General features: G+C 45.2%; 20 protein-coding genes. 10 read left to right on the top strand and 10 right to left on the bottom strand.

From position 1 onward, the window contains the following. Window positions 1–312: 312 nt before the first annotated feature. Window positions 313–2,385, top strand: coding sequence for an ABC1 kinase family protein (locus IQ263_RS12300; protein WP_194067685.1), 2,073 nt, complete (start codon window positions 313–315; stop codon window positions 2,383–2,385). 238 nt (window positions 2,386–2,623) lie between these two features. Here IQ263_RS12300 and IQ263_RS12295 read toward each other — a convergent pair whose 3' ends face one another. Next, a complete protein-coding gene (locus IQ263_RS12295) occupies window positions 2,624–3,733 on the bottom strand; it encodes a vWA domain-containing protein (protein WP_194067682.1) in 1,110 nt (369 codons plus the stop codon). Between the two features lie 465 nt (window positions 3,734–4,198). On the opposite strand from IQ263_RS12295, the gene IQ263_RS12290 reads away from it, so the two are divergent. Genes IQ263_RS12290 through IQ263_RS12275 form a run of 4 tightly spaced genes read left to right on the top strand, consistent with a single transcriptional unit; the run spans window position 4,199 to window position 9,197 of the window. Next, entirely contained in the window at window positions 4,199–4,978 is a 780-nt protein-coding gene (locus IQ263_RS12290; protein ID WP_194067681.1) for a helix-turn-helix domain-containing protein, read from the top strand. Beyond that, complete coding sequence (locus IQ263_RS12285; RefSeq protein ID WP_194067680.1) at window positions 4,975–6,114, top strand: DUF1822 family protein; 1,140 nt, start codon at window positions 4,975–4,977, stop codon at window positions 6,112–6,114. The genes IQ263_RS12290 and IQ263_RS12285 overlap by 4 nt, the downstream gene beginning before the upstream one ends. A 30-nt stretch (window positions 6,115–6,144) precedes the next feature. Next, window positions 6,145–8,007: a CHAT domain-containing tetratricopeptide repeat protein gene (locus IQ263_RS12280; RefSeq protein WP_194067679.1), complete on the top strand. Its 1,863-nt coding sequence runs from the start codon at window positions 6,145–6,147 to the stop codon at window positions 8,005–8,007. After that, on the top strand, window positions 8,004–9,197 hold the full coding sequence (locus IQ263_RS12275) for a tetratricopeptide repeat protein (RefSeq protein ID WP_194067678.1): 1,194 nt from the start codon (window positions 8,004–8,006) through the stop codon (window positions 9,195–9,197). Before IQ263_RS12280 ends, IQ263_RS12275 begins: the two co-directional genes overlap by 4 nt. A 122-nt stretch (window positions 9,198–9,319) precedes the next feature. On the opposite strand, the gene IQ263_RS12270 is transcribed toward IQ263_RS12275, so the two are convergent. From IQ263_RS12270 to IQ263_RS12240, 7 genes are all read right to left on the bottom strand, one after another. Further along, window positions 9,320–11,866 (bottom strand): transglycosylase domain-containing protein, encoded by a 2,547-nt coding sequence (locus tag IQ263_RS12270; RefSeq protein ID WP_194067677.1) that lies wholly within the window; start codon window positions 11,864–11,866, stop codon window positions 9,320–9,322. 157 nt (window positions 11,867–12,023) lie between these two features. Continuing rightward, on the bottom strand, window positions 12,024–13,034 hold the full coding sequence (gene chlG, locus IQ263_RS12265) for a chlorophyll synthase ChlG (RefSeq protein WP_194067676.1): 1,011 nt from the start codon (window positions 13,032–13,034) through the stop codon (window positions 12,024–12,026). Window positions 13,035–13,330: 296 nt separating this feature from the next. Further along, window positions 13,331–13,813, bottom strand: a complete 483-nt coding sequence (locus IQ263_RS12260) for a DUF29 domain-containing protein (protein WP_194067675.1) — start codon at window positions 13,811–13,813, stop codon at window positions 13,331–13,333. A 217-nt stretch (window positions 13,814–14,030) separates the two neighbouring features. After that, entirely contained in the window at window positions 14,031–14,735 is a 705-nt protein-coding gene (locus IQ263_RS12255; protein WP_194067674.1) for a helix-hairpin-helix domain-containing protein, read from the bottom strand. Window positions 14,736–14,949: 214 nt separating this feature from the next. Further along, the gene (locus tag IQ263_RS12250) at window positions 14,950–15,297 is read right to left on the bottom strand and encodes an NINE protein (protein WP_194009086.1); all 348 of its coding nucleotides are present in this window, start codon (window positions 15,295–15,297) and stop codon (window positions 14,950–14,952) included. Window positions 15,298–15,364: 67 nt separating this feature from the next. Continuing rightward, entirely contained in the window at window positions 15,365–15,577 is a 213-nt protein-coding gene (locus IQ263_RS12245) for a hypothetical protein (RefSeq protein WP_194009087.1), read from the bottom strand. A 186-nt stretch (window positions 15,578–15,763) separates the two neighbouring features. Continuing rightward, window positions 15,764–17,356 carry a CPBP family intramembrane glutamic endopeptidase gene (locus IQ263_RS12240; protein ID WP_194067673.1) on the bottom strand — a complete coding sequence of 531 codons (1,593 nt, stop codon included), beginning with the start codon at window positions 17,354–17,356 and terminating at the stop codon, window positions 15,764–15,766. A gap of 293 nt (window positions 17,357–17,649) precedes the next feature. On the opposite strand from IQ263_RS12240, the gene IQ263_RS29295 reads away from it, so the two are divergent. The 4 genes from IQ263_RS29295 to IQ263_RS12225 all read left to right on the top strand — a co-directional run bounded on the left by IQ263_RS29295 (window position 17,650) and on the right by IQ263_RS12225 (window position 21,630). Continuing rightward, window positions 17,650–17,781, top strand: coding sequence for a hypothetical protein (locus tag IQ263_RS29295; protein ID WP_255515866.1), 132 nt, complete (start codon window positions 17,650–17,652; stop codon window positions 17,779–17,781). A gap of 33 nt (window positions 17,782–17,814) precedes the next feature. After that, window positions 17,815–19,176, top strand: a complete 1,362-nt coding sequence (locus tag IQ263_RS12235) for a histidine phosphatase family protein (RefSeq protein ID WP_194067672.1) — start codon at window positions 17,815–17,817, stop codon at window positions 19,174–19,176. Window positions 19,177–19,432: 256 nt separating this feature from the next. After that, window positions 19,433–20,749: a dihydroorotase gene (locus tag IQ263_RS12230; protein WP_194067671.1), complete on the top strand. Its 1,317-nt coding sequence runs from the start codon at window positions 19,433–19,435 to the stop codon at window positions 20,747–20,749. A gap of 125 nt (window positions 20,750–20,874) precedes the next feature. Further along, window positions 20,875–21,630: a 4'-phosphopantetheinyl transferase family protein gene (locus IQ263_RS12225; RefSeq protein WP_194067670.1), complete on the top strand. Its 756-nt coding sequence runs from the start codon at window positions 20,875–20,877 to the stop codon at window positions 21,628–21,630. Between the two features lie 748 nt (window positions 21,631–22,378). On the opposite strand, the gene IQ263_RS12220 is transcribed toward IQ263_RS12225, so the two are convergent. Both IQ263_RS12220 and IQ263_RS12215 read right to left on the bottom strand, forming a co-directional pair. Continuing rightward, window positions 22,379–23,122, bottom strand: coding sequence for a winged helix-turn-helix domain-containing protein (locus tag IQ263_RS12220; RefSeq protein ID WP_194067669.1), 744 nt, complete (start codon window positions 23,120–23,122; stop codon window positions 22,379–22,381). 139 nt (window positions 23,123–23,261) lie between these two features. Further along, window positions 23,262–23,411, bottom strand: a complete 150-nt coding sequence (locus IQ263_RS12215; RefSeq protein ID WP_194009093.1) for a hypothetical protein — start codon at window positions 23,409–23,411, stop codon at window positions 23,262–23,264. A gap of 262 nt (window positions 23,412–23,673) precedes the next feature. Here IQ263_RS12215 and IQ263_RS12210 point away from each other — a divergent pair, with 262 nt between their 5' ends. Then, on the top strand, window positions 23,674–24,420 hold the full coding sequence (locus IQ263_RS12210; RefSeq protein ID WP_194067668.1) for a creatininase family protein: 747 nt from the start codon (window positions 23,674–23,676) through the stop codon (window positions 24,418–24,420). The last annotated feature ends 41 nt before the right edge of the window (window positions 24,421–24,461 follow it).

Genomic DNA, 24,461 nt, shown 5'->3' with positions numbered 1-24,461 from the left:
GAGAGGGGGAGAGTGGGAGAGGGGGCGGTCAGAAACCGGGTTTTTCTCAAAAAGACGCATTACGACCCTAGATCCACTAAAAAACCCGGTTTCTTGGGTCATAGCGCACAAGTCTTGGACTAATGACCAATAGACTAATGACTAATGACTAATGACTAATGACTAATGACCAATGACCAATGACCAATGACCAATGACTAATGACCAATGACCAATGACCAATGAATTCGGTTTTCTCTATCTAAAAGCAGTGGTGAGAAGGCGACAAATTGTTACAATTAGTTTACAATGCTTCACACTAGGTCTGAGTTTATGGATGTCAAGACAGTATCGCCAGCCACCCCACTAACTTACTCAAATTCAGGGACTCACACTACACTGCAAAATCTCCAAGAGATAGAAACAGTTCCCCTGCAAGCAGTAGAAGTAGAACTAGAGACAGTGGCGGTTACTCCCGAACCGCTCAAATCAGCCAAAGATATCGCTTACGAGTTGGCCGGAGAAGCTGTGCGCTACGATCCAGCGGCGATCGCAGCCCAATACCGAAATCGCCCCCTGCAAGTCTGGGGACGGCTGTCGAGTGTTGTTTGGACATTTTTTAGCTTTGCCTTCAGTTTGTGGTGGGACAAAAAAAGAGGGCGCACCGCAGCCAACCAAAAGCGCCGCGCCGTGCGCCTCCGGGAAATTCTCAGCCAACTCGGCCCAGCCTTCATCAAAATCGGACAAGCACTCTCAACTCGTCCCGACTTAGTACCGCCGGCATATTTAGAAGAACTAACAACCCTGCAAGACCAATTGCCACCGTTTCCCAACGAAGTAGCATATCAATTTATACAAGAAGAATTAGGGGCACACCCCAACGAAATTTACGCCGAAATCACTGCAGATCCGATCGCAGCAGCCTCCCTCGGACAAGTCTACAAAGGCAAACTCAAAACCGGGGAAACCGTCGCCATCAAAGTGCAGCGGCCGGGTTTAGCCGAGAACATTGGCCTAGATATTTACATCCTGCGGCGCGTTGCAGTTTGGGCGCAAAACAACTTCAAAATAATTCGCAGCGATTTAGCGGGAATTATGGACGAGTTGGGCGAACGCATTTACGAAGAAATGGACTACACCCACGAAGGACAAAATGCCGAACGCTTCGCCCAATTATACGGAAATCTCAAAGATATTTACGTTCCCAAAATCTACTGGGAATATACCCGCCGCCGCGTGTTGACAATGGAGTGGATCACCGGCATCAAACTCACTAATTTAGAAGCCGTCAAAGCTCAAGGAATCGACGCTCCTTACTTAATTGAAGTGGGGGTGCAGTGTTCTCTCAGACAGTTGCTAGAACACGGTTTCTTTCACGCAGACCCGCATCCCGGCAATCTTTTGGCAACTCCTGACGGTCAACTAGCTTATCTCGATTTCGGAATGATGAGCGAAGTTAAACCTTATCAGAGATACGGCTTGTTGGAAGCTGTAGTGCATTTGGTCAACCGCGATTTTGAAGGTTTAGCTAGAGATTATGTCAAGTTAGAATTTTTGACACCGGATACCGATTTAACGCCAATTATTCCAGCTTTGGCGGGCGTATTTAACAATGCTTTGGGTGCTAGTGTTGCCGAACTCAATTTCAAAAGCATTACTGACGAACTTTCCGCCGTAATGTACGAATATCCGTTCCGAGTTCCAGCTTACTATGCTTTGATTATTCGATCGCTCGTCACCCTAGAAGGCATCGCCATCAACGTTGACCCCGAATTCAAAGTGCTCAGCAAAGCCTATCCTTACGTAGCAAAACGGCTGTTGAGCGACCCCGCACCGGAATTGAGAGCATCTCTGAAAGATTTGCTGTTCAAACAAGGCGAATTCCGCTGGAACCGCTTAGAAAACTTGCTGAACAATGCCCGCGAGAGTGACGATTACGATGTCAGCAAAATCCTGAATCAAGCCTTAGAATATTTATTCTCTGAAAGGGGAGATTTTATTCGCGATCGCATCGTCACCGAATTAGTGAAAAATTTGGACATAATTTCCAGCAATGCCTTTGCTAACGCCAAAGCAGTAGTAGGCGAATGGTTTGGAGTCAAGGCAAATCAACCAGTAGTTTCACAAACTGAACAAAAAAACCTAGAACACATCAAGCGAATTTGGGGAATATTGCAATCAACGCCCGGTTTTGACACCGCGAAAGTATTGCAGTTACTGCCGCAATTGTTGCTGAAACGCGAAGTGCAGAACATGGGCCAGCAAGTCGTAGGCGGTTTAGCGCAAAGGGCAGTCGCTAGATTAATTCGCGAGTTTTTGCTGTCGCAGGAACCGCCTGTGGTGATTGCGGAAAATGGTAGTTATTCTCATCCTTCGCCTCAGTTATCTTTGCCTGCTGCGAAGTAGTTGGATTGGGCGTTTTTTGGGCCGCAGATGTTGGCGGATAAACACAGATGAACGCAGATGGGATTTGATCTGCGTTCATCTGTGTTTAAGTAAGTCGGTGGGGAAAAACACAACTGTGTTAAGAAAGATAAATGAGGCTAAAACCCCAATACCTCCTGCATTCTGTCTCCTGACTTCTGCCTCATCCCAACTACAAATATTTACGCCTTTCTACTTATCTGTTAGGGTATTTCGGGAACTACTGAAGCTTAAATCCTTTAGCAGCTAATTGCTGGCGGAGACTTTGAATTATTACGCTATCTAGAGTATTCTCGCCTCTATTGGTACTAGATTGGCGCTGTTGTTCAACATATTCGGTTCGCTTTTGAGATAAGTCGCGGATTGTCTTTTTAATGCTCTCTCTTTCGGCTTTCTTTCCAGCTACATATGCTCTTTTTTCTGTTAGATTCATAACACGCATAATTTCCGGCAAAGCATCGTCTGATAGTGACTCCAGCGTAACTCTTCCGTTTTCAAGAGCATCGAGCAAATCCCAAGAAGCATTATCATAGTATTCAGAGGCTTTGGAAACACCACGCATCAGCAAATTTCTGCCAGCATTACTATCTTCAACTTCTTGACGTTGTTGTCCTACTCTTCCTTCTCTACCGTAGGGAATGTAGGTTTGATTTAGTTTAGTATTCCAACTAGAAATTTCGTCATCGTAAGGGGACTTAATTACCACAATTACTTGGTTTTGATTAATATTGAAGTGACTGCCTTTTGCTACTGTAGCTCCTGATGCCCAAAGTTGTCGCTCCTGACTTTCCGCTGAACCACAGTAGATAGTATTAATGATAGTATCTCCTTTAACAGCTAGATTGACAGATTGCGTCCAAACTATTGGGCCTTGATCGAATGGTTCATTACCCGCAATAAAAATCACGCGAAAATCTTCCTGATTTTTACTCCAGTTTAATTCTTGCATTGCCGAGCGAATTACCCAGCCAGCATATTCCTGGCCGCCGTTGGTTTTGATACTAAATAGCTTTTCGGAAACTAAATCTAATTCTGGAGTAAATCCAGTTAATAATCTCACAAAACCTTCCGAGGAAGGTAAGCTGTCATTGCCATAATGGTAGACAGCAACTTCTAACTCTGGCACTTCGCCATCTTTGGTGACTTTAGTTAAAAAATTCACAATTTGCCAAAGTTGAGTACGAGTCTGGTCGATCAGTCCATCCATGCTATTACTAGAATCTAAAAGGATGGCAATCTGAATTTTAGCTTTGGCGAAAGCGGCTGTGGGAAAACACAAGATACTTAGGGTTAATGCTGTAGCGAATAAATTTTTAGCTAGTTTCTGCATGAATTTTTCCCTAGGAAATTATTTTTTATCTAATTATAGTCAGTGATAATAGAGATTTAGTTCCAGGTGTCAAGTAATTTATAACAATATTTTACATTGGGGTTCGATTCATTACAGAACTTATCAACTCCGATCGAAGAAACCGGGTTTTTACCGAATTTGTGGACTGCAACGCGTCTTTTCGTAAAAAATCCCGTTTCTGGTCATTCATGGGTAACTCAGACCAAAGAAACCGGGTTTTTTGCGAAAATTATTCGCTGTTACCAGAAGATGCGGCCAAAAACCCGGTTTCTTGAGCTTGGCGCGCAAGTCTTTACAAAAATTTACATCTAATTTTACAGCCACATCGACCGCACAGCAATACTTTCAACGATCGGCTACCAAAAAGTTTCAGAATTTCGCAAAAAAAGTCCCAACTCATCCTGATAAGTAAATGTAGGAAAAAAGTTGCGGCCGCACTTAACTATGAACGATAAATCCAACCCATCCAAGGGGGAAGACAACTTATCCGACGACTCCGATGCTGTTGGGGCTGGGGGAAAATCGAAATTATCCGATCGAGATTCCGCCCAGCAGCAAATCCTCGAACTCGTCACCCAAGCTTGCAAGCATCCCCTGGGCAGTCCCCGGCGAGGTTACTTTGTGGGTAAACTCATTCGAGAGATTCTCAAATCCGGCAAACTCTGGAAAGAAAATACACCTCACTACGAAGAGGCATTGCACAAGACATGGATCTATTTATCTGCGAATTTATGTGAAGCTACCACAGCAAAACAAGCTTACAATCCCGAAATAAGCCAGATTACGAGTTGGTTAAATCCCTATCTCAAAATGCGGCTGTTAGATTGTCATCTGAAGCAAAAACAGGAAAGGGAAAGACAAAGCAGCGATCGCATAGTTTGGCTAGACGGAATCAAAGAAGACACTATCAATTCAAGCAACAATCTCGTCGCAGATCCAGATGTAACTTTCTATTTGGACGAACTTCTAGAATGGATAAAAACCGATCCCAATAATGAGTTAAAAAGCAGACACGTTAGAGGTAAACCACAGCTCAATTGCCAACTTTTATTGCAGCGGCAGTGTTTGTACGGTCAAAGCATTCAAGAAATAGCAAAAGAGTTTGGCTGCGCCCCCTCCACTGTATATCAATTGTTCAATAACGACTGCCGCCACCTGCTGCAGAAATTTTCGGAAAACCAAGGATATCAAACTTTTAACATAACAGGATTGCAAAAACCATGAACTCGAATAACCTCTCAGAAATAGACTCTTTGCCCATGCCAATTACTCAAAACTCACTGCATATTGCTAGACGTTTTTCATCCCAACAACGTCACCCACAAAGACAAGAGCAAGTTTATTTAAATACTTTGGCTGTGCTGGCAGTTCGCGATTACCTCACAATTTTGAGTATTGAAACTGACTTAACTCAATGTGATAGCTGGAATCCCGCAATGCGCTTGTTTGCAAATGCGGCAGATTTGTATATTAAAGGATTAGGTAAAATTGAATGCCGCCCGATTATAAATCGGTTTCAAAATTCATCGTCTCAGACACCTGATATTTACCCGGTGCCGTTGGAAGCCAGGGAGGAACGCATCGGTTATATAGTTGTAGAAATTGATGAAGAGGAAAAGGAGGCGAGATTGTTGGGGTTTTCTCCGACGGCGATTTCAGGCGAATTAGTATTGAGCAAATTACATTCTGTTGATGATTTCTTAGTACATATAGAACATTTGTGTGAAGCTAAAGTTGACCTAAATCAGTGGTTTTTAAATGTATTTAATTCTGAGTGGCAACCTTTTGAGGCGGTGTTTCACCCGCAGCCGCAGACTTCGCCCCGCGAATTTGAAAATCCGATTTTGTCAAAATTGGGCAATTGGTTTAAAAATGTTTTTGAAACAGGCTGGCAGAATATTGAGCAAGGTAAAAAAAGTTTAGAAGATGTAATTTTCCCTGATAAAAATCCAGATTTTGCATTCCGAAGTGGTGGAACTTCGAGATCGGAATCTCCGTTGTCAGGGAATCAAACTACTATCCGTCAGACATTCCCGGAAGCGGATGTTACTAGGGCCAAGTTGATTGATTTGGGAATGCGTTTGGGGAGGACAACTGTTGCTTTGTTGGTGGCGATCGCCCAACAAAGCGATCGCACTGTCAGAGTTCACGCCCAGTTGCATCCGGCGATTGGCGATCGTTATTTGCCTCGTAACCTGAAACTGTCGTTAATATCCGATGCTGGCCAAGTTTTAGATGAGCTTGAATCGACTGTTCAACAGCAGTGCATTTCACTGGAATTTGAGGTAGAACCCGGAGAGAGTTTTAGTATTCGACTTGCGATCGATGATTTGAGCGTAACAGAAAACTTTATGGTATGATTTTGTGATTACTGTTACCACAGCAAATTTATGACTTGGACTGTCATATTGGCTTTAGGGTCGGGAAATCTTCAAGAAGGATTTCCTCACATCACGGCGAAGTTGGAAAACCCAGCCCGATCTATCAGTATTCAACAATTCAAAGGAAGCTTGCCACCAGCACCAGATATTGAGGTGCTGCACAGAAGATGGAAAGCTGCTTGTACAGGACTACAATCTAGCAGAAGCGATGCTCGAATAAAAGTCAATTATGCCAGCACGACTCACATTTCTGAAACCAATCCGGGCGCTATATATGAAGGTTTAAAAAAAGAGATACAATCGTGGCTGAAAACAGACGAATTTTACAGCAAAATTGAGGTTAAGCTGAGGACACGAATCGGCAATCCCTCGGAAGCTGCCGTTCAAATATTTCTAGAGTGCGATGATTCTCAGATTTCCGAGTTGCCTTGGGATGCGTGGAATTTTCGGGAAGAATACCGCCAGAGTGAAATCATCCGCAGTTCGTCCGAGTATACAATACTGCAGCGGCAAGAAACACAATTAGGAATAGATCTACCTTCTAGAGGAAGAATTTTATGTCTTTTAGGTAACAGTAAGGGAATAAATGTTACAAAAGATCGCAGAATTATCGAAAAAAGTTTGGGCGATAGCTGCGAATTAGAATTTTTAGACAACCCGACACCGGAAGACTTTAACGATCGCCTTTTTGATGAAAAAGGCTGGCAAATTTTCTTTTTTGCCGGACACAGCAACAGCGATGACAATGCTACAAACGGAAGGCTGCACATCAATCAAAATCCTACCAACAATACTGTCACAGTAAAGGATTTAAAATTAGGTGTACAGCAAGCGAGTTTTAAAGGCTTGCAGTTGCTAATTTTTAATTCCTGTTCGAGTTTTGGATTAGCAGCGGATTTGGTGGCTCAGAATCATCATTTGCCGTCAATAATTGTGATGCGCGCGCCAATTCCAGATCAAATTGCTCACGATTTTGTGAAGTCTTTGCTTAGATACTTGGCGGAGGGAGATCCTTTGTTTTTGGCAATGCGAAAAGCTAAGGATGATTTGCAGCGCTGGGAATCTCGATTTCCGGGCGCTAGCGGGATTCCGGTGCTATGTCAGCATCGAAACTTTGAGGAATTAACGTTACCGGGATGCGGCGCAGCTAAACCTGTGATTTTAGCAGCGGATGGTGCGGCACCTCGCCCAAACCGCCCCCAATTTACAATTTCAACTAAATTTATGCAGCGTACCAGCATCAGTTTAGCTGTTTTGGCGATCGGCTATATATTAATGGGCCCCCATCTGGCAAATGCCATCAACGCATTTGGGCGGGAAAACCACCGGAAAAATCAATTTTTAGCCGCTAAAATTTCCTACAATCTAGCTGCATTAATCAATCCTATTAACGGCGAGCCTTACTATAACTTATCTCAACTTTGTAAACAATTAAGCGATCGCAAATGCGAGCGAGAAGCAATGCAAAGTGCCGTCTGGCGGGGACTTCCAGAAGCTCACGCTCAAATATCCAAATCCTTCTTGCTGGAAAATAAACCTGAAGATGTTTTAAAGGCGATCGGACTTTGCTTAAAAACTACTAAATACGATGGAGTCAAATCAGCTTGTTTCAAGAATCGTGGCTGGTTGCGATTCACTCAAAAGCGATACAATTCAGCGGAAGCAGATTTAAGAACAGCAATATCTCTTAACAGTAATAGTCCCGAAGCTCAATGTTTTTTAGCGCAAGTCCTCGAAACTAAAGGTAAAGTACAAGAATCACTAAAATATTGGCAAGAAACCCTTAATCATGCGAATTATAGCATTCCAGAACAAGATGAATGTCTCGAAATGGCAAAGGAGCGTTTACAAATCCTAGGAAAGAGCAAATGAAAAAACAGACGGTATTTTGTATAGGCGCAAGCGCGATCGCATTTACATTGATTGCGATCGAAATTATGCCTGATTCCTGGGAAAATGGCCCAGGCTTCCGCGAAATATTGGCCAACAATCCGATAATTTCCCCAGCAATCGCAGCAACGCAAAGAATACCCAACGGACAAATCCTGAATATTAGCGGCGAAGTGCAGCTACAGCGTCAAGATGGCAGAAATATTCGCCCGACAATCGGTACGCCAATTTATCCGGGCGACAAACTGCAAACTTCACAAAACGGACAAATTACGCTCCAATGTGCGGATTTAGGAATTAAGTCAATTAAAGCGGGGGAAAATCAATTAAATAGCTGTTTGTTGGCTAGCGATAAGTCGCATTCTGACTGCAATAAAAATTTAATTAGATGTCCCGATCGAGGTGATGATAGAATTGCTTGGAATAATGCGCCAATTCCTTATACAATCAGTCCGAGGCGGACGCAATTGCTCGACAGCAAACCGACTTTGCGTTGGAATCCGGTTGCGGGTGCGACTAGCTATAAGTTGAGCCTCCTCGAAAATAATGGGAAGTTAAATTGGGAAATGACGGTTAGCGGTACTGAGGCTGTGTATCCGGGGGAACCGGCGCTGAAACCGGGTGTTAAGTACAGGTTGATTGTGGAAACGAATACGGGGGTTTCTTCGGAAAGTCCGCTGTTAGAGGAAGATACAGAGTTTGATTTGTTGGATGAGAAAGCAGTTGAAGGGGTGAAGGAGGCTGTGGGGGCGATCGACAAACAACTATCGAATCCAGTGGCTAAAAAATTAGCAACAGCACAGATATATCTTAGCACAAACTTGAATGCCGAAGCAATAGAAACCTTAGAAACTTTACCAAAAGCCGGAGTAGAAACAGCGCCAATTTACCGCAAGTTGGGGGAACTGTATCGGGAGCGATCGCAATTGATGCCGCAGGCTGAAATATATTATAAAAAGGCGATCGAGACAGCTAAACCCGATGAGACTGAGGAGGTAACCGAGGCTAGTTACGGTTTAGCACAAGTTTATTTATCTATGCGGAACTATCCCGAAGCGATACAGTATTTGAAGTTGTCACAAGAGGGATATCAAAGTTTGGGAGATTTATCAATGGTGGAAAAAATAGGCAAGCAATTACAAGATGCCCAAAGGAGGAAAGATCGGCAATAGTAATGCGTTGTGAAGTTAATTGTGGGTAAATTAACGTCGCAATCACCAGACTTTTTAGGGGCGGGTTCGCAATGGATTTTGTCACCCACAAACAATCTTAATAAACCCGCCCCACCAATCACTTAATATCCCGGTTCTTGATAAGCAGGTTCTTGATAAGCAGGTTCTTGATAAGCTGGTTCTTGCCACTCGCGGCGGGGGGGTTCGGGATTGGGATTGTAAGGTACGATCGCCCCATCATCATTCACAATCATCCCATGAATAATCCTATTAGGCTGCACCGGTTTTGCCTTAATACTGCCTTTGCGGCCCTCCAACTTCGGCAACTTCGGAAACTCTTCAACCGGCATTCCCTTGACAGCTTGACTCATAAAATCGCGCCAATTGTAGGCTGCAGTACCGCTAGTTCCCCACGTCGGATAGTTGTCATCATTCCCCAGCCAAACGCCAGTCACCACCTGCGGAATATAACCGATAAACCACAAATCCCGCACGTTTTCTGAAGTACCAGTTTTGCCGGCAACAGCGCGATCGTTTAAAGCAGCAGGCCCGCCCGTACCCCCAGTCACCACACCCTCCAACATCCAAGTAGTAATCGCAGCACTATCTTTATCCAAAACCCGCTTTGGTTTAAAATTAGCCTTATAAATCACATCTCCCCGCTGATTTATCACCTTAGTAATTCCGTGCGCTTCAATAAAATTACCTTGGGAGGCTAAAGTACCGTAAGCATTAGTTAACTCCAGCAAATTCACCTCAGAAGAGCCCAAAGCCAGGGAATAAATCGGACTTAATTTAGACTTAATTCCCATATCGTGGGCTAATTTGATCGCCGGCTCAAAGCCGACATCAACCAACACCTTCACCGCCACCACATTCACCGAAGCCCTCAAAGCATCAGACATCGATCGCCAGCCACTAAACTTTTTGCCGTAATTGTTCGGTTGATAGCCGTCGAAAATAATTGGCTCATCTTGATAGCTGTCGTAAGGCGAAAAACCGGCTGCTATCCCCGCGGCATAAACCAACCCCTTAAAAGTCGATCCGGGTTGTCGCAAAGCCTGGGTAGCGCGATTAAATTGGCTTTCCTTAAAATTTCCGCCACCGACTAGCGCCTTAACTTCCCCAGTTTTAGTGTCCATAGAAACTAAAGCAGCCTGTTCAAAACCTTGACGGCGGCCATCAACCTCGATCGCATCTTTAACAACCTGTTCCGCTATTTTCTGCCACTTCAAATCCACCGTCGTCTCGACAGTCAAACCGCCAGCTTCCAAAGCATCCTTAGAAATATAGCGCGGCAATTCCTTGCGAATGTAACTAGCAAAATAAGGCGCGACTACTTTAAATCGCTTCGGCGGACTTTGTTTGACAGTCATAGGTTCTGCCATCGCCTCCTTCGCCTGCGCTTCTGTAATTACCTTTGCGTCTTGCATTTGTTTGAGCACAATATTGCGGCGCTCCTTAGCAATATTCGGATTAACCAAAGGCGAATATTCGCTCGGTGCAGGTGGCAAACCCGCCAAAGTGGCCATCTCTGCCAATGTTAATTGATCGACAGTTTTGCTAAAAAAAACCCAAGCCGCATCTGCGACTCCGTAGGAATCCGAACCCAAATAAACCAAATTTAAATATCTTTCTAAAACTTGGTCTTTAGTCAACTCCCGCTCTATTTTCTGAGCTAAAAGAGCCTCCCGAACTTTTCGCTTAAGACTTCTTTCTTGATTGAGAAAAACCACGCGAGCCAATTGTTGGGTAATTGTACTGCCGCCCTGCACCAAATCTCTCGCTACCAAATTAGAAGCTATCGATCGCACAATACCTTGATAATCCACCCCGCCATGTTCGTAAAAACGGCGGTCTTCGATAGAAATAAAAGCTTTTTTCAACAAATCTGGAATTTCATTAAGTTTTAGCTTATCTCTAGTTGCGGGCCCCGACTGCAATAAAATCGTATTATCTGCAGCCTTAATTGTCAGCGTTCCATCGCGGCTAAACGCTGACAAATCGTTAACATCCGGCAAACCTTTATTTAAGGTGTGCAAAATCCATAAACCGTATATTAAAGCGCCACTGCCCACACTAACAACACCTATGGCTATCCAAAATCGCGGGCGGCGGGACCGTAGCTTTTTTAACTTTTCCTGTAGTTTGCTATTTTTCTGCAGCGCGATATTTTCCGGTAGTTCAGTATTTACTTGCAGTTGGGTATTCTGCAAGCCGCTATTTTCCGGTAGTTTGCTGCTATCGAACCTCTTGATTTTTTTTGATGATCTCGTTCTGCGCCTACCGAATACCGGCTGCAACAATTCTCTTCCCTTTGCTTGCAGCATAGTAACTTGAGGTTCAATTTCCAACCAAACGATTAAGCGCTTCAACCCTTGCCAATGGCGCTGGACTCTTGGATATTCACCGTTTTTTGGGTAGGAATATTCTGATGCTAATTCTGACTCTTCTGGAGGTTCAGCATCTTCTGATACCACATACTCCGATCGCTCATCCGTTGCCTGTGGATACAATTCAGGCAGGGATGGTGACGAGTTTAGCCCCGTGCTATTGGCAGCATTTGGCGATTCTCGATCGGAATTACCCCTTGCTGCCTTAGTGACTTTGCTCAATTTATCCTTGATATTTGAGAAAAATTCTGCCACGTTCAGACCTTCAAACCTCATCAACTTCAATTAAAAATTAAAAATCAAAAAGGCTAGCCTCCTTCAATTTTTAATTTTTAACTTGACATTTTTTATTCAACAACACTGCGAACAGTCTTGAGTTAATTATTTTGAATTAAAAACTATTTAACTCAAAATTCCCCACTCTTAATTCTTCTTAACTCGCATGACCAAGTGCCAAGGCTGCTACCAGCATACCCAAAACCAGGAAAGGCTGAGCGCTAGCCTGATATTTAACATCATTTTCCAGGGGATTGCGTAAAAAGTACATATCCTGAAAAGTAATTTGGGGAATTATCAGCAGTAGCAGAATGACAGCGTAAAGGTTTTGGTGGATGCTGATCAGGTAGCCTGCAATCCCAGCTTGAAAGATGTCGATCATCAACACGCAAATCCAAGCTGCAGTGCTGATACCAAACATCACTGGCAAAGATTGTAACCCTAATTGCCGATCGCCCTCGACACTTTTGAAATCATTGACGATCGCGATTCCCAGCCCTGCCAAACTATAAAACAGGGTCAAAATCATAATGGTCGGATCTAGTGTACCAAACAAAGCTTGACCTGCCCACCAAGGCAGGGCAATGTAACTAGCACCCAGGGCATAATTTCCCAACCAGCCATTCTGCTTGAGTTTCAGCGGTGGCGCAGAGTAGATGTAAGCTAGAAACGCGCCGACTAGAGTCAAAACAGTCATTGTGGGGAATTCATGACCAGCCCACAAGTCTAGAGCATAAGCCACCCCAATGCCTGCGGCTAATAATACCAAAATTTGCGTTACTACTTGGGGAATCGAGATGATACCGGAGGGAATCGGGCGGTAGGGTTCGTTAATAGCGTCGATGTCGCGATCGTAAAAATCGTTCAAAGTTTGAGTGTAGCCAGTAAGCAAAGGCCCTGACATCAACATACAAGCTGCCGCGATCGCGAAATTCTCTAAATTCCAAACATAGTTTCCAGAAGACGCAGCCCCGCACACCACGCCCCAAATTAAGGGAATCCAGGTAATCGGTTTCATCAGTTGCAAGCGAATCTTCCAGATCGAAGTTTCCCCGCTAGAAGCGCCTTTCATGCCCAACAGTTGCCGAGTTTTGGCACTGCGATCTGCGGTAGCAGCACTTTCCGGTGCAGCTTCTGGGGAGATTTGAGATGGAGGAGAGTCAGACATAATTTGATGTTAGCGGTACTGCTACTGTGTCGTTGTGCGTTTGAATAATAATTCTGACAGTATACAACTGATATTTAAGGCAATGTCTGGAAAACTTACCCCGGATTGGAGTTGATGCTAGGGAAAATTACCATTTTTACCAATATTGTTTAATATCATTATTTGGTGCAAATGTCAAGAGTGTCAAGAGTTTTTTTTTGATAATTTAGCTGAAGCGGCCTGCTGTTGGAGATGTTAGCTAGCGGGTTCATTTAAGGTAAATTACTGGGATATGCGCGATCGGGCTTTTTGCCATACTACTCTTCGATCGTCTCATCGGGCAAAAACTCTGGCCAAAAGTCAGAATCTAGAACCTCGACAGCAGAATAGATACATGATTGCGGAAACGTTTCTACAGACAATCCAGTTTCAGCACTTGCTTGTTCTACTGCATCCGCATAACATTCAACTAATACTTCTTCAAGATATGATTTGAGACTGGGGGAATCTTTTAGAGTTTGGCGAATGCGTCTGCGATGTTCAACAATGCTGCCTTTCCAACTACCACTTCTTCGATTCGGTTGAAATTGCCACTTCAGCAAGTGCAGGATAATTACCACAAGATTACTTTCCAAACTCCTGCGTTCACTTCGGCCCATGTCTTCTATTTCTGCAATCAAGTTTTCCCAATCGATATTTGAGTAGTCGCGAACCCGCAAATTTTCCACAGTGGTTTCAATCCATCTGAGGTAATCGGTATCATACAATTTATGTCGGTCAACTTCTAATTTTGTTGTCATAAGCTGTTCCTAATTCAACAATTTGGACACTTTAATTGCTGACGCATGGGGAGCAAGAAACCCGGTTTCTACGAGTTTTGGGTCGAGTCAAGAGAAATCTAGTCAGAAACCGGGTTTCTGAGGTCTGCGTGCATCAAACTCTTGTGGGGTAGGCTTCTAGCCCTTCCTCACAATAAAAATTAAATCCACAACAGCTTAACAACTACCAATTAACAAATCAACAAATATGGCGGTAGGAATCAAAAGGCAGTCCCGTGCGCCGCTTGACATCAACAACTGATTTGTATGCACCTTTGATCTGCCTTTCTCTAACTATTGTTTCAGCCACAACCCGATCTAAACCGCTCTGAATTAACTCTTCCGGCGACAGAATATTTAACCGTTTCCAACTAAATTGTGATTCTTTTTGATAATTGTAGCTGAAGCAAATCATCGGAGCGATGCGTCTGACGTGACTTTCTGGAACTCCGGCGATTTCCGATAACTCTTCGGCGTGGGTAAAAATGTAGCCTTCGTTTTGCAAAGATTCAATATCGTTAGCGTAGACGATCGGCAAACCCAATATTCTGACCAAATCATCTTTGGTACACTCATTAATATCTATTTTGCCGCGCTCTTTTGCCAGTTCTTGGGCATTTGTCGCAGTTGCAGGAACGAGTAAGCCTTTGGGTGCGGTTTTGATAAGATAGCGCTTTTTCAAGGCAAAAGCAGTGACAATTTGAGCTATCCAAACCAGCGTCCCCAAATTAGTTGAAGAAGATACCGCTAGTGCTGCTAAAGTAATGCCAACACCCCATCCCATCCAACTGCGAATATTTGTTTTTTGCCCTGCATAGGCGATCGCCAATCCGCCGAAGTAGGGAATAAAAGAATACCACACCCAGTTGGGAGTTTGACGCAGCCAGTATAAATTTTGAGACACTTTAGTTTTATCCTCGATCTATTTTATATTTGACTATTGTTTAAATCCCACCTTTTTCATACAGTCATAGCTGAGCTGAGAGGGCGGGTTTTGCCATTTATTTAGTCATTTGTATCATAAATTTTCTTCTAAGCCCGCCCCTACAAAACGCTAATGACTAATGACTAATGACTAATGACTAATGACTACTGACTACTGACTACTGACTTCTTAATTACAATTCTCGGAGCAGTTTTTGGCGTTTTTCTTCATATTCTTCGGCGGTAATTGCGCCCATATCGTAAAGTCCTTTCAATTCGGCGATCGCCCCTGTCACATCTTTTGCCCCTCTGAGCATATACCCAGAAGGCAACGATCCGTGATTGTACTGTACCTGAAAAGCTTGTTCCGACATCAGCAGCAGACCGAGAAAATCAAAAAATGCGATCAGTGAGGGAATTAACGTCCAGGAAAAAAGCAAATATAATAGCCCTGCTACGTTATTTCCCAAATAAAATTTGTGTCCTCCGAAACCTCCAATAAAAAAAGCTAACACAACTGCTACGGTTTTATCTTTTACCATTTTCCCTTTCCCCAGTTTTTTTACTTTAACTTGTGCGATCGAGCTAAGCAGTATTACTAATTTTTACTCATTTATTAGGGTTTTTGCGAAACTTAGACATGGCAAAATACAGCAGAACTATACCGGCTTGAGCTTGTAGAATGACCAAGTAGCCTCTCATGAAATAATTTAGTTCGCTGCCTGAATTGAGAGAAAATATTAAAATGCCTAGAGCTGCGTAGGGTGCGAAACGCATCCAATTCGGTGCTCCCTCTAACTTGCGGCTGTTGAAATTGCTCATTCGTGCGATCCATCTACAAAAACCGGACAAGATGTTACTTCTATGTTAAAACAAGTTTTTCCGTTTAGCTTCCCAATTTGGGACTAGATTGAAGATCGCGGGCTGGTGGCGCACCTGCTTTTTTGGCAGTTTCTCAAACCTGCGAAAAAAGCAAGGTGAATTCACAATTATTAACAACCGCGCGACTTAACTCGCGCCGCCGCCCAAAAGAAACAGGCTCAGGAGAGTTCCGCTGTTCCAAAGACTGTGGAGAAGCATGGGAGCGAGGAGATTGCGCGATCGCGTGTACACAAAGCCCAACACCGCACCCAAAGTCGCCAAGGGCAGAATCTCGGAGACACTCAAGTGAGCCACAGCAAACAAGAAAGCCGAAGCTGCGATCGCCCCCCAAACAGGCAAATAGCGAGTCAGAGAAGGCAGCAGAAAGCCTCGAAACACGATTTCCTCAAAAACCGGAGCGGCGATCGCAGCAGTGCCGAAAAACACCGCCAGAGCCACGTTGTCCCTACCTTCAAGGACGATCGGCAAAATCGGATTGCTGCCACCTTGTCCCTGCCATAATTGCTGATTGATCAGCGACACCACAACTACCAAAGGCAAAGCCACAAAATAGCCGCCCAACCCCCACAAAAACCAATTGTCCCGCCAATTAAGCCGAAACCAACCATCAGGCAAAGGCAAAAAAGACTTAATTGAAAAATACAGTACCGAAAGCCCGCCAGCCGACAGCAACAAATAAGTAGCAAAGATATAAAAAGCCTTTTCGCGCGGGTCAAAAGTAGCCGGATTCAGCTTAAGAACAGCCAGAGAAACTGGCAATAACAAATAGGGAATCAAGATTTGCCCGACAAAGAAAAAGCCGACTACAAGCACCTGCCAAACAATCTCGCCATCCCAAGGCACATCCCAAGCCAAACTCCCATTTCGCGCCAACAGCGGCCCGGAATCTGCCTTATCTAACTGCCGCCGCTGCAACAGCCACTGTACAGTCAAACCAACCAGCAAAACCGTACCGATGCAAAGCGCGATCGCCGGAATGCCTACAATAAGTGCCAATTTTTCTATAGCTTTTTCAGCCGTTGCTTGCTCCGTAGCTTGCAGGGCTGCTAGTTCCTTAGAACGTTCTTGCAGCTTGTAAAGTTGAGCGAGAGCGCGATAGCGAAACCAACCCTCCAAAGACTTTTGAATGCGCGGCTCGGCATCCGGCAGCAGTTGAGCCGGATCGCTCCAAATTCCAGTTAAAACTCTAGCAGTTGCTACCGAAGAATCGCCATCGCTTTCAGTTTTGTACCGCTCCAATAAATTTTGCCAAGTTTGGATTGCCGCCTCAGTTTTGTCATTGCTTGCCTGCAAAATTCCGACGCGCAAGTCAATTTCGTTTTGCAGCGCTAACTGTTGCTCGATCGACTCTGACAAAACCTTTGTTTGAGCCAAATTCTGAGTATTATTATCAGGTTTAGCTGCGATGGCAGACTGAATATCTTTAATTTGCGATCGAGTTGTTGTGATAGCTTTTCGAGTCGAATCTCGCGCTTCTCGATACTGCGTCAAAGCCGTATTTAAAGGCTCTGTACCGACAATATTGTTGCGTGCCGAAGTTAAATTAGCATCGCCACCGTTTTGTGGTTGCCACTCCGAGGCGTGAAGCAGCAAATTTGTCTGGTAGAGTTCCAGCCGGCTTTGAATTTGCGGCTGGTTCCAACTACCAACTAAAGATAAACCGACTAGGGCGATCGCGATCGCCGTTAAAATACTTAAAATTATCCGCTTCAGTGTCATTCCTGCTTTTCCGTCCCGCGCAAATCCGTGGCTAAGTCTTGTCCGTCTTTAATCATATGTCGGGAGCATCTAAGTTTGGCATTTATACTGCTGTCCCCAAAGAACGAGTTGTACAATACGCGAGCTCTTGAGGTGTTCGCACGCTTAGTCAAAAAATGCGGCGCTGCAAAACCCAGATGCTCCCCATATGTCGTTCCAGTCGAGAGTAGCCCCACAACTGGTAAAATTTCACTGGCCGATCTTTTTGACTCGGCTCAACAGGACTTGCGCCACAAATCTTCGACTCGCCGTTTATGCGTAAGGTATACACCGAAAGCGCGCGCGACGCACCGAAAGCGCGCGCGAGAGGATTAGTGTACTGTGCGGCTGCTTGTGGCGCACCTTGTGCGCCACAAGCAGCCGACGAAGACTCGACAGCAACGTAAATCGTAAATCTAAAATCTAAAATCTAAAATCGAATGACTCGCATTATCTTAGTCCGTCACGGCAAAAGCACCTACAATCTAGAGCGCCGCATCCAAGGCCGCCTCGACAAATCAGTTTTGACAGAAGCAGGGCGCAGCGGCGCGATTCAAGTAGGCGACATACTCAGCACCATCGCCTTCGATGCTGCGTATACAAGTCCCCTGAAGCGAGCCCAAGAAACAGCCGAAATCATCCTGTCGCGCTTGACAAATCCGCCACAACTGCAACCAACCGATAAATTGATGGAAATCGATTTACCTCTGTGGGAAGGAATGCTGCGCCAAGATGCGATCGACCAATTCCCCGACGCCTATCAGCAATGGCAAAAACAGCCAGACAAATTTTCCATGAAACTACCTTCAGCCGAAGGAGAAGTCGAACACTTTCCAGTATTGGCAATATTTGCTAACGCCCGCAATTTTTGGAAAGAGCTTTTTTCTCGGCACCCTGAAGGCACAATTTTAGTAGTAGGTCACAACGGAATCAACCGCGCGCTCATCGCTACAGCCTCCGAAATTTCTCCGAATTACTATCAATCTATTCAGCAGTCAAATTGCGGGATTAGCGTCATCAATTTTGGGCCTTCTCCTGTAGGTGGTGATGAAAAAAAACAGCAAAATAAGAAAATTGCCGTTCAATTAGAATCGCTGAATTTAACCGCCCATACCGGAGAAAAATTCCCGAAACCGAGGGACGGACACAGCGGCCCGCGCTTGTTGCTGGTGCGTCACGGCGAAACAGATTGGAATAAAGCAGGTAAATTTCAAGGACAAATAGACGTACCTCTCAACGATAACGGTCGCGAACAAGCTCGGCAAGCCGCAGAATTTCTCAAAGATGTAAAATTAGATTTTGCGATTAGCAGTTCCATGCTGCGACCGAAAGAAACTGCGGAAATTATTCTCAAACATCACGGCGGTTTGCAACTACAACTCCGCGACGAATTGAGAGAAATTAGTCACGGACTTTGGGAAGGAAAGTTTGAATCAGAAATAGAACAATCCTATCCGGGTTTGCTGGATGAATGGAAAACATCTCCAGAAAACGTACAAATGCCCGAAGGAGAAAATTTGGAGGAAGTTTGGACAAGGGCGATCGCAGCTTGGCAAGAAATTGTACGATCGGTTTCTGGTACAGGAATTGTAGTTGCTCACGATGCCGTCAACAAAGCCCTTCTGTGCCACCTGTTCAATTTGCAACCCGAACATTTTTGGCAATTCAAACAAGGAAATGGGGCCGTTAGCGTCATCGATTATCCCCACGGCCCCGACGGTTTGCCAGTATTGCAGGCGATGAACATCACAACTCATTTAAGCGGCGGCATTTTTGACAAAACAGCAGCCGGAGCACTGTAATTTGTAAGGCGATCGGCAAAGTGTAGCAGAGAAAATCCCCTCTGCTACAATTCCCCCGCCTAACAAATGTCCGAACCCCGATCACAACCACCAAGCATTCTGAATAATTGAAACCCTTGCTTTTATTACTTATTCCTTCTTACCTCTTCCTTCGTGTACTTAGCGCCTTCGCGGTTCGTACTTCCCTCTTCCCGACCTCCGTTACATCCGTTAAATCCCGTACATTGCTCGTTCCCGAACTTCCTTCTGCTACTATATGAGTCGCGAACTGCTACAAAATGTAAGAGTGTTAGATCCAGTTTCAAAGCTCGATCGCATCGCTGATATTCTAATTAAAGAAAATCAGATCGAAACAATCGAAGAAAAAATTACCGAGATTCCCGCCGACACCGAAGTACGAGATTCTCAGGGACTAATTTTAGGGCCGGGATTGGTCGATATCTACAGTCACAGCGGAGAACCGGGTTTTGAAGAACGAGAAACTCTAGAATCCTTGATGCAGGGGGCGGCGGCTGGCGGTTTTACGCGGGTGGCTATTTTGCCCGATACGTCGCCGCCTGCGGATAACTTGGCCGGTTTAGCTTTGTTGCAGCAACATATCCGCAATTTGTCGCCGGGGCTGCCCCGCTTGTATTTTTGGGGCGCGCTGACAGCGGGCGTTAAAGGGCAGCAGATGGCTGAGTTGGGCGAGCTGGCCTCCTCTGCGGTGGTGGGGTTTGCCGACGGTTTACCGCTTAGCAATCCGGCTCTGGTGAGGCGTTTGCTTGAATATATCCAGCCTTTGGGCAAGTCGGTGGCTTTGTGGCCGTGCGATCGAACTTTGGCAGGAAATGGCGCGGCGAGGGAGGGTGCGGTGTCGGTGCGTTTGGGTTTGCCGGGAATTCCTGCGACTGCGGAAACATCGGCTTTGGCGGCCATCCTAGAGTTGGTGGCATCGGCGGGCACGAAAGTGCACATCATGCGCGTTTCTACGGCGCGCAGCGTGGAATTGATTCGGGATGCTAAGGCGCGGGGTTTGCCGGTGACTGCGAGTGTGACTTGGATGCACTTGCTGTTGAATGTTGGGGCAATTTCAGGTAACGCCAAAGACTCTGGAGGCGGTAAAAATGCTCTGAATGCTTCGTTTGCTTACGATCCGAATTTACATCTGGAACCGCCGCTGGGCAATCTGGGCGACCAATTGGCGCTGATTCAAGCTGTGAAAGATGGGGTGATTGATGCGATCGCGATCGACCATAACGCGCATACCTATGAGGAGAAAACTGTGGCTTTTGCTGATAGTCCGCCTGGGGCGATCGGTTTAGAATTAGCCTTGCCTTTGCTCTGGCACGGACTCGTGGAAACTGGTCAAATTTCGGCTTTAGAACTGTGGCGAGTGTTGAGCGCAGGCCCCGCCGTTTGTCTCGGACAAACGCCCCCCACGGCTGCACCGGGAGTCTCTGCTGAGCTGATTTTGTTTGACCCGCTAATGACTTGGACGGTTGAGGCGCACAGTCTGAAGTCGCGATCGGCAAATACGCCTTGGTTGGGACAAAAATTAGCAGGTAAGGTTGTGCAAACTTGGATTAATTGACCGTTGGAATTAGGATTTATTTAACGAACCGCGAAGGCGCAAAGGGCGCTAAGGAAGAGAAAGAAGATCGAGAATAGGAGCGGTAATTTGGTAACTGGAAGCTTTGGATAAGGCATGGTAAATATATGGTTGCTTTCGTTCCTTCGTGGAATTCCCCACCGCAAAACCTGAAATTAGACATCAACGAAATTCATGTTTGGCGCGTCTTCTTGGCTCAAACAGAAAATTGTTTGCAGAGTTTACAACAAACTCTTTCAACCGATGAACAGACAAAAGCAGAGCGTTTTCATTTTCCCAAAGATCGAGATCAATTTATTGTAAGTCGCGGTGCGCTGAGAGCGATTTTGAGTCGCTACCTGCACATAAACCCCACCCTTCTATGCTTTGAATACAATCCCTACGGCAAACCATCTCTCACCATCGCCCAAGGTGGAAATACCCTGCGTTTTAATTTGTCTCACACTAGGGGAATAGCTCTAATTGCTATAACCAAAAATCGAGAAATTGGTGTGGATATTGAAGCTATAAATCCCAAAACTTCTTGTTTAGAAATTGCTGAAAGATTTTTTTCACCATTAGAACAATTAGCACTCAGTTCGCTGCCAGAATATCTCCAGACGAAAGCTTTTTTCACCTGTTGGACTCGCAAAGAAGCTTATATCAAGGCAGTAGGCAAAGGACTTTCTCTTCCTTTAAATGAGTTTGATGTCACCCTCGCACCTGGAGAACCAGCAGCGCTGTTAAATGTCAAAGCAAACCCCGATGAAGCATCAAAATGGTCTTTAATTGAATTAATTTCCAATTCAGATATGGTTGCGGCTGTTGCAGTTGCAGGGGATTGCCACCAACTTGATTGTTGGCAGTGGACGGCAGAGTGTTGAGTTATGGTTCGTATTATTGTCCAAGACAATTTGGGCTTCGACTCAACAGAGAACACTTCAAGAAAAAATGCAAGTCTAGACAATATTCCGACCCATACAAAGTATAAAATACAGCGTACTCCAGGTTTATGAAGTGCACACTCTCCTAGCCGGGTTTCTTTAGAGTTCTCGCCTATAAACAGATTCTGTTCTGTGAAACCCGGTTTCTCGCTCTCTACATCTACATGGAATATGCTCTATAATAGCAAATCAGGGTTTTGGAGATTCTTTATGAACCAGTCGGTGCAGGCCGACTTTGTTTGACTTTCTGCCGGTTTCAACCGCCGAATCGTGATCGTCCTGTATTCACATCTCTCTTTTCTTCCTGTGTCTTCTCTGCGCCCTAGCGCCGGTTCAATCATTCTGATACAACCGGAAAGGATATGACAAATTTTTGTTCGCAAGAATTGAGTGCAAACTACCTGCTGTTGCACTTGAGAAAAGTAGGAATTCTCGACGCTTGACAGTCACAGCTTAAGCAAAGGTTGACGACTGAGCATCCGCAGGATCGAAACTAAATTGATGGTAATTGTTCTTGAATCTTGGGGCGAAAAATGTTTGTTTTTTTCCTTCCGGGTTCAGCCCGATCGCGGGAAAGTGGATCGCACGCCAAACTTGCGTACCGTACAGGTACAAATAAGGACACAACTATGTTGTGTCCTTACGTGATATTGGCTGCAACTTGCAACCGTACAGCAGATTTAAAAGTTTAACCAAATCGATAGCCGAATCCCCGTACCGTAATGATATATTCCGGTTGACTGGGATCGATTTCCAACTTTTCGCGCAGCCAGCGGATGTGAACGTCAACTGTTTTGCTGTCTCCGATAAAATCTTGACCCCAAATTTTTTCCAACAACCGATCGCGAGACCAAACTCGCCGGGGATTACTCATAAATAGTTCCAGTAAGCGAAACTGTTTAGGAGAAAATTTTACTTCTATGCCGCGAACCAATACGCGGCACTCTTCGGGATACAAAGTTATGCTCTTATATTGCAGCATCACCGGTTGCGACAACTGACCGACGAGGCGCTGGCGACGCATCAGCGCCCGACAGCGAGCGATAAATTCCCGCATCCCAAAAGGCTTGGTTAGATAATCGTCCGAGCCGGCTTCTAGATAAAAAGCGCAATTGTTCGCACTTCCTCTAGCGCCGATAATTAAAATAGGAACTGGATTGCCTTGGTGCCGTAACATTCGACACAGATCCAAACCGTTAATTGAATCCATAATTAACAGGTTAAAGGCAAATTCACCGTGGTATGACGAGGAAGCCTGCACAGTAGGCAGAGCGTTACGCCCGTCGCTAGTAACCACCACCTCATAGCCCTGTTCTTTAAGGGCTAAAGCTAGCATTTCCCGCAACAGGTCTTCACCTTCCAATAACAAGATGCGGCCGGCTTGTCCAACAGCCAACCTTGAAGGACTTTCGCTTAATTCAGCAGAAGACATAAATATCAGTGGGAGTTATGTTTGTATGTGGCTAGCGTGAGGTGCCTTCTTCAGTAGCTGAGGCCTCTCGCGCTGCGATCGCCTATACGACCGCCATTTGTTCGTTAGCGAAGCCCTCGAAGAGGATCGCTTGTAATCCTTAGCCAGCCCATCCCACAGACACGCGCTCGACTATTTCTACTTGCTCGTGCAAAAAGTACAGCCGTAGAGCAGTTGCGATAGCTGCGCTGTTTGCCTGCGTCCAGGCATCAGAAGCCCGGTCATTTTTAGGGGTTGGTGTTAATTTCATAAAACATTGCCCGCCGTTAATTGACCGGGTAACACCCAATCTATAGGGAGATGCTTGTTATACTACTCTTAAAAGGTTATTAAAAGGTAAAGTTTTGGTAATTAATTGGTTAAATTATTAAAGTTAAGTAATATAACTGTAAAGTTGCGATCGGACTGTAGAGCTGTGTTTAAGAATACAATCATAAGTTGCCCCAAAGTTCTTTTTCTGCGCTTGCCGGCTAGGATCGAGTTTGTAAGTAAAAATCTGTAAACTGCCTATAATGTTGCTGCATTTGAGTACCTGGCCGGAGGTAGAAGCTTATCTAGAAAGTTCCCGCGGCATAATTATCCCGATTGGCTCCACGGAACAGCACGGGCCCACCGGCTTAATCGGAACTGACGCCATTGCTGCTGGTGCGATCGCCCTTGGTGTCGGCGAAGCTGCCCATGCCTTAATCGGCCCGACAATTAATGTAGGGATGGCCTTGCACCACACCAGCTTTCCCGGCAGCATCAGCCTCCGACCGCAGACCCTGATTCTCGTAATCAGAGATCATATCACATCTTTAGCAAAAGCGGGATTTGAGAAATATTTCTTCATCAACGGTCACGGCGGCAACATTGCCACGATGAAAGCAGCATTTTCCGAGACTTACGCGCATTTGTCGGACTTGAATTTACCAAATGCCGATCGCATCCAGTGTCAAATCGGCAACTGGTTCATGTGCGGTTCAGTCTACAAACTCGCCAAAGAATTGTACGGAAACCAAGAAGGTTCCCACGCCACCCCCAGCGAAATCGCCTTAACCCAGTACCTTTATCCAGAAGCAATCAAGCAAGCACCGCTTTCGGAACAAGCTGCATCCGGGTACAAAATTTACAGTGCTGCTAACTTCCGACGGCGATATCCCGACGGCAGAATGGGTTCAAATCCGGCCCTAGCAACCCCAGAACACGGCCAGCAGTTTTACGAGTTAGCAGTCAAAGAACTGACTAATAATTATTTGGAATTTTTGAACACCGATTAGCGTTTTTGCTGCTCGTTATATCAATTCCGGTTGCATCGGAA

It is taken from the genome of Tychonema sp. LEGE 06208 (genome assembly GCF_015207505.1).
Taxonomy (GTDB): domain Bacteria; phylum Cyanobacteriota; class Cyanobacteriia; order Cyanobacteriales; family Microcoleaceae; genus Microcoleus.
The sequence above is the reverse complement of the archived record's forward strand: the minus strand, read 5'-3'. Positions and strand labels throughout refer to the sequence as shown.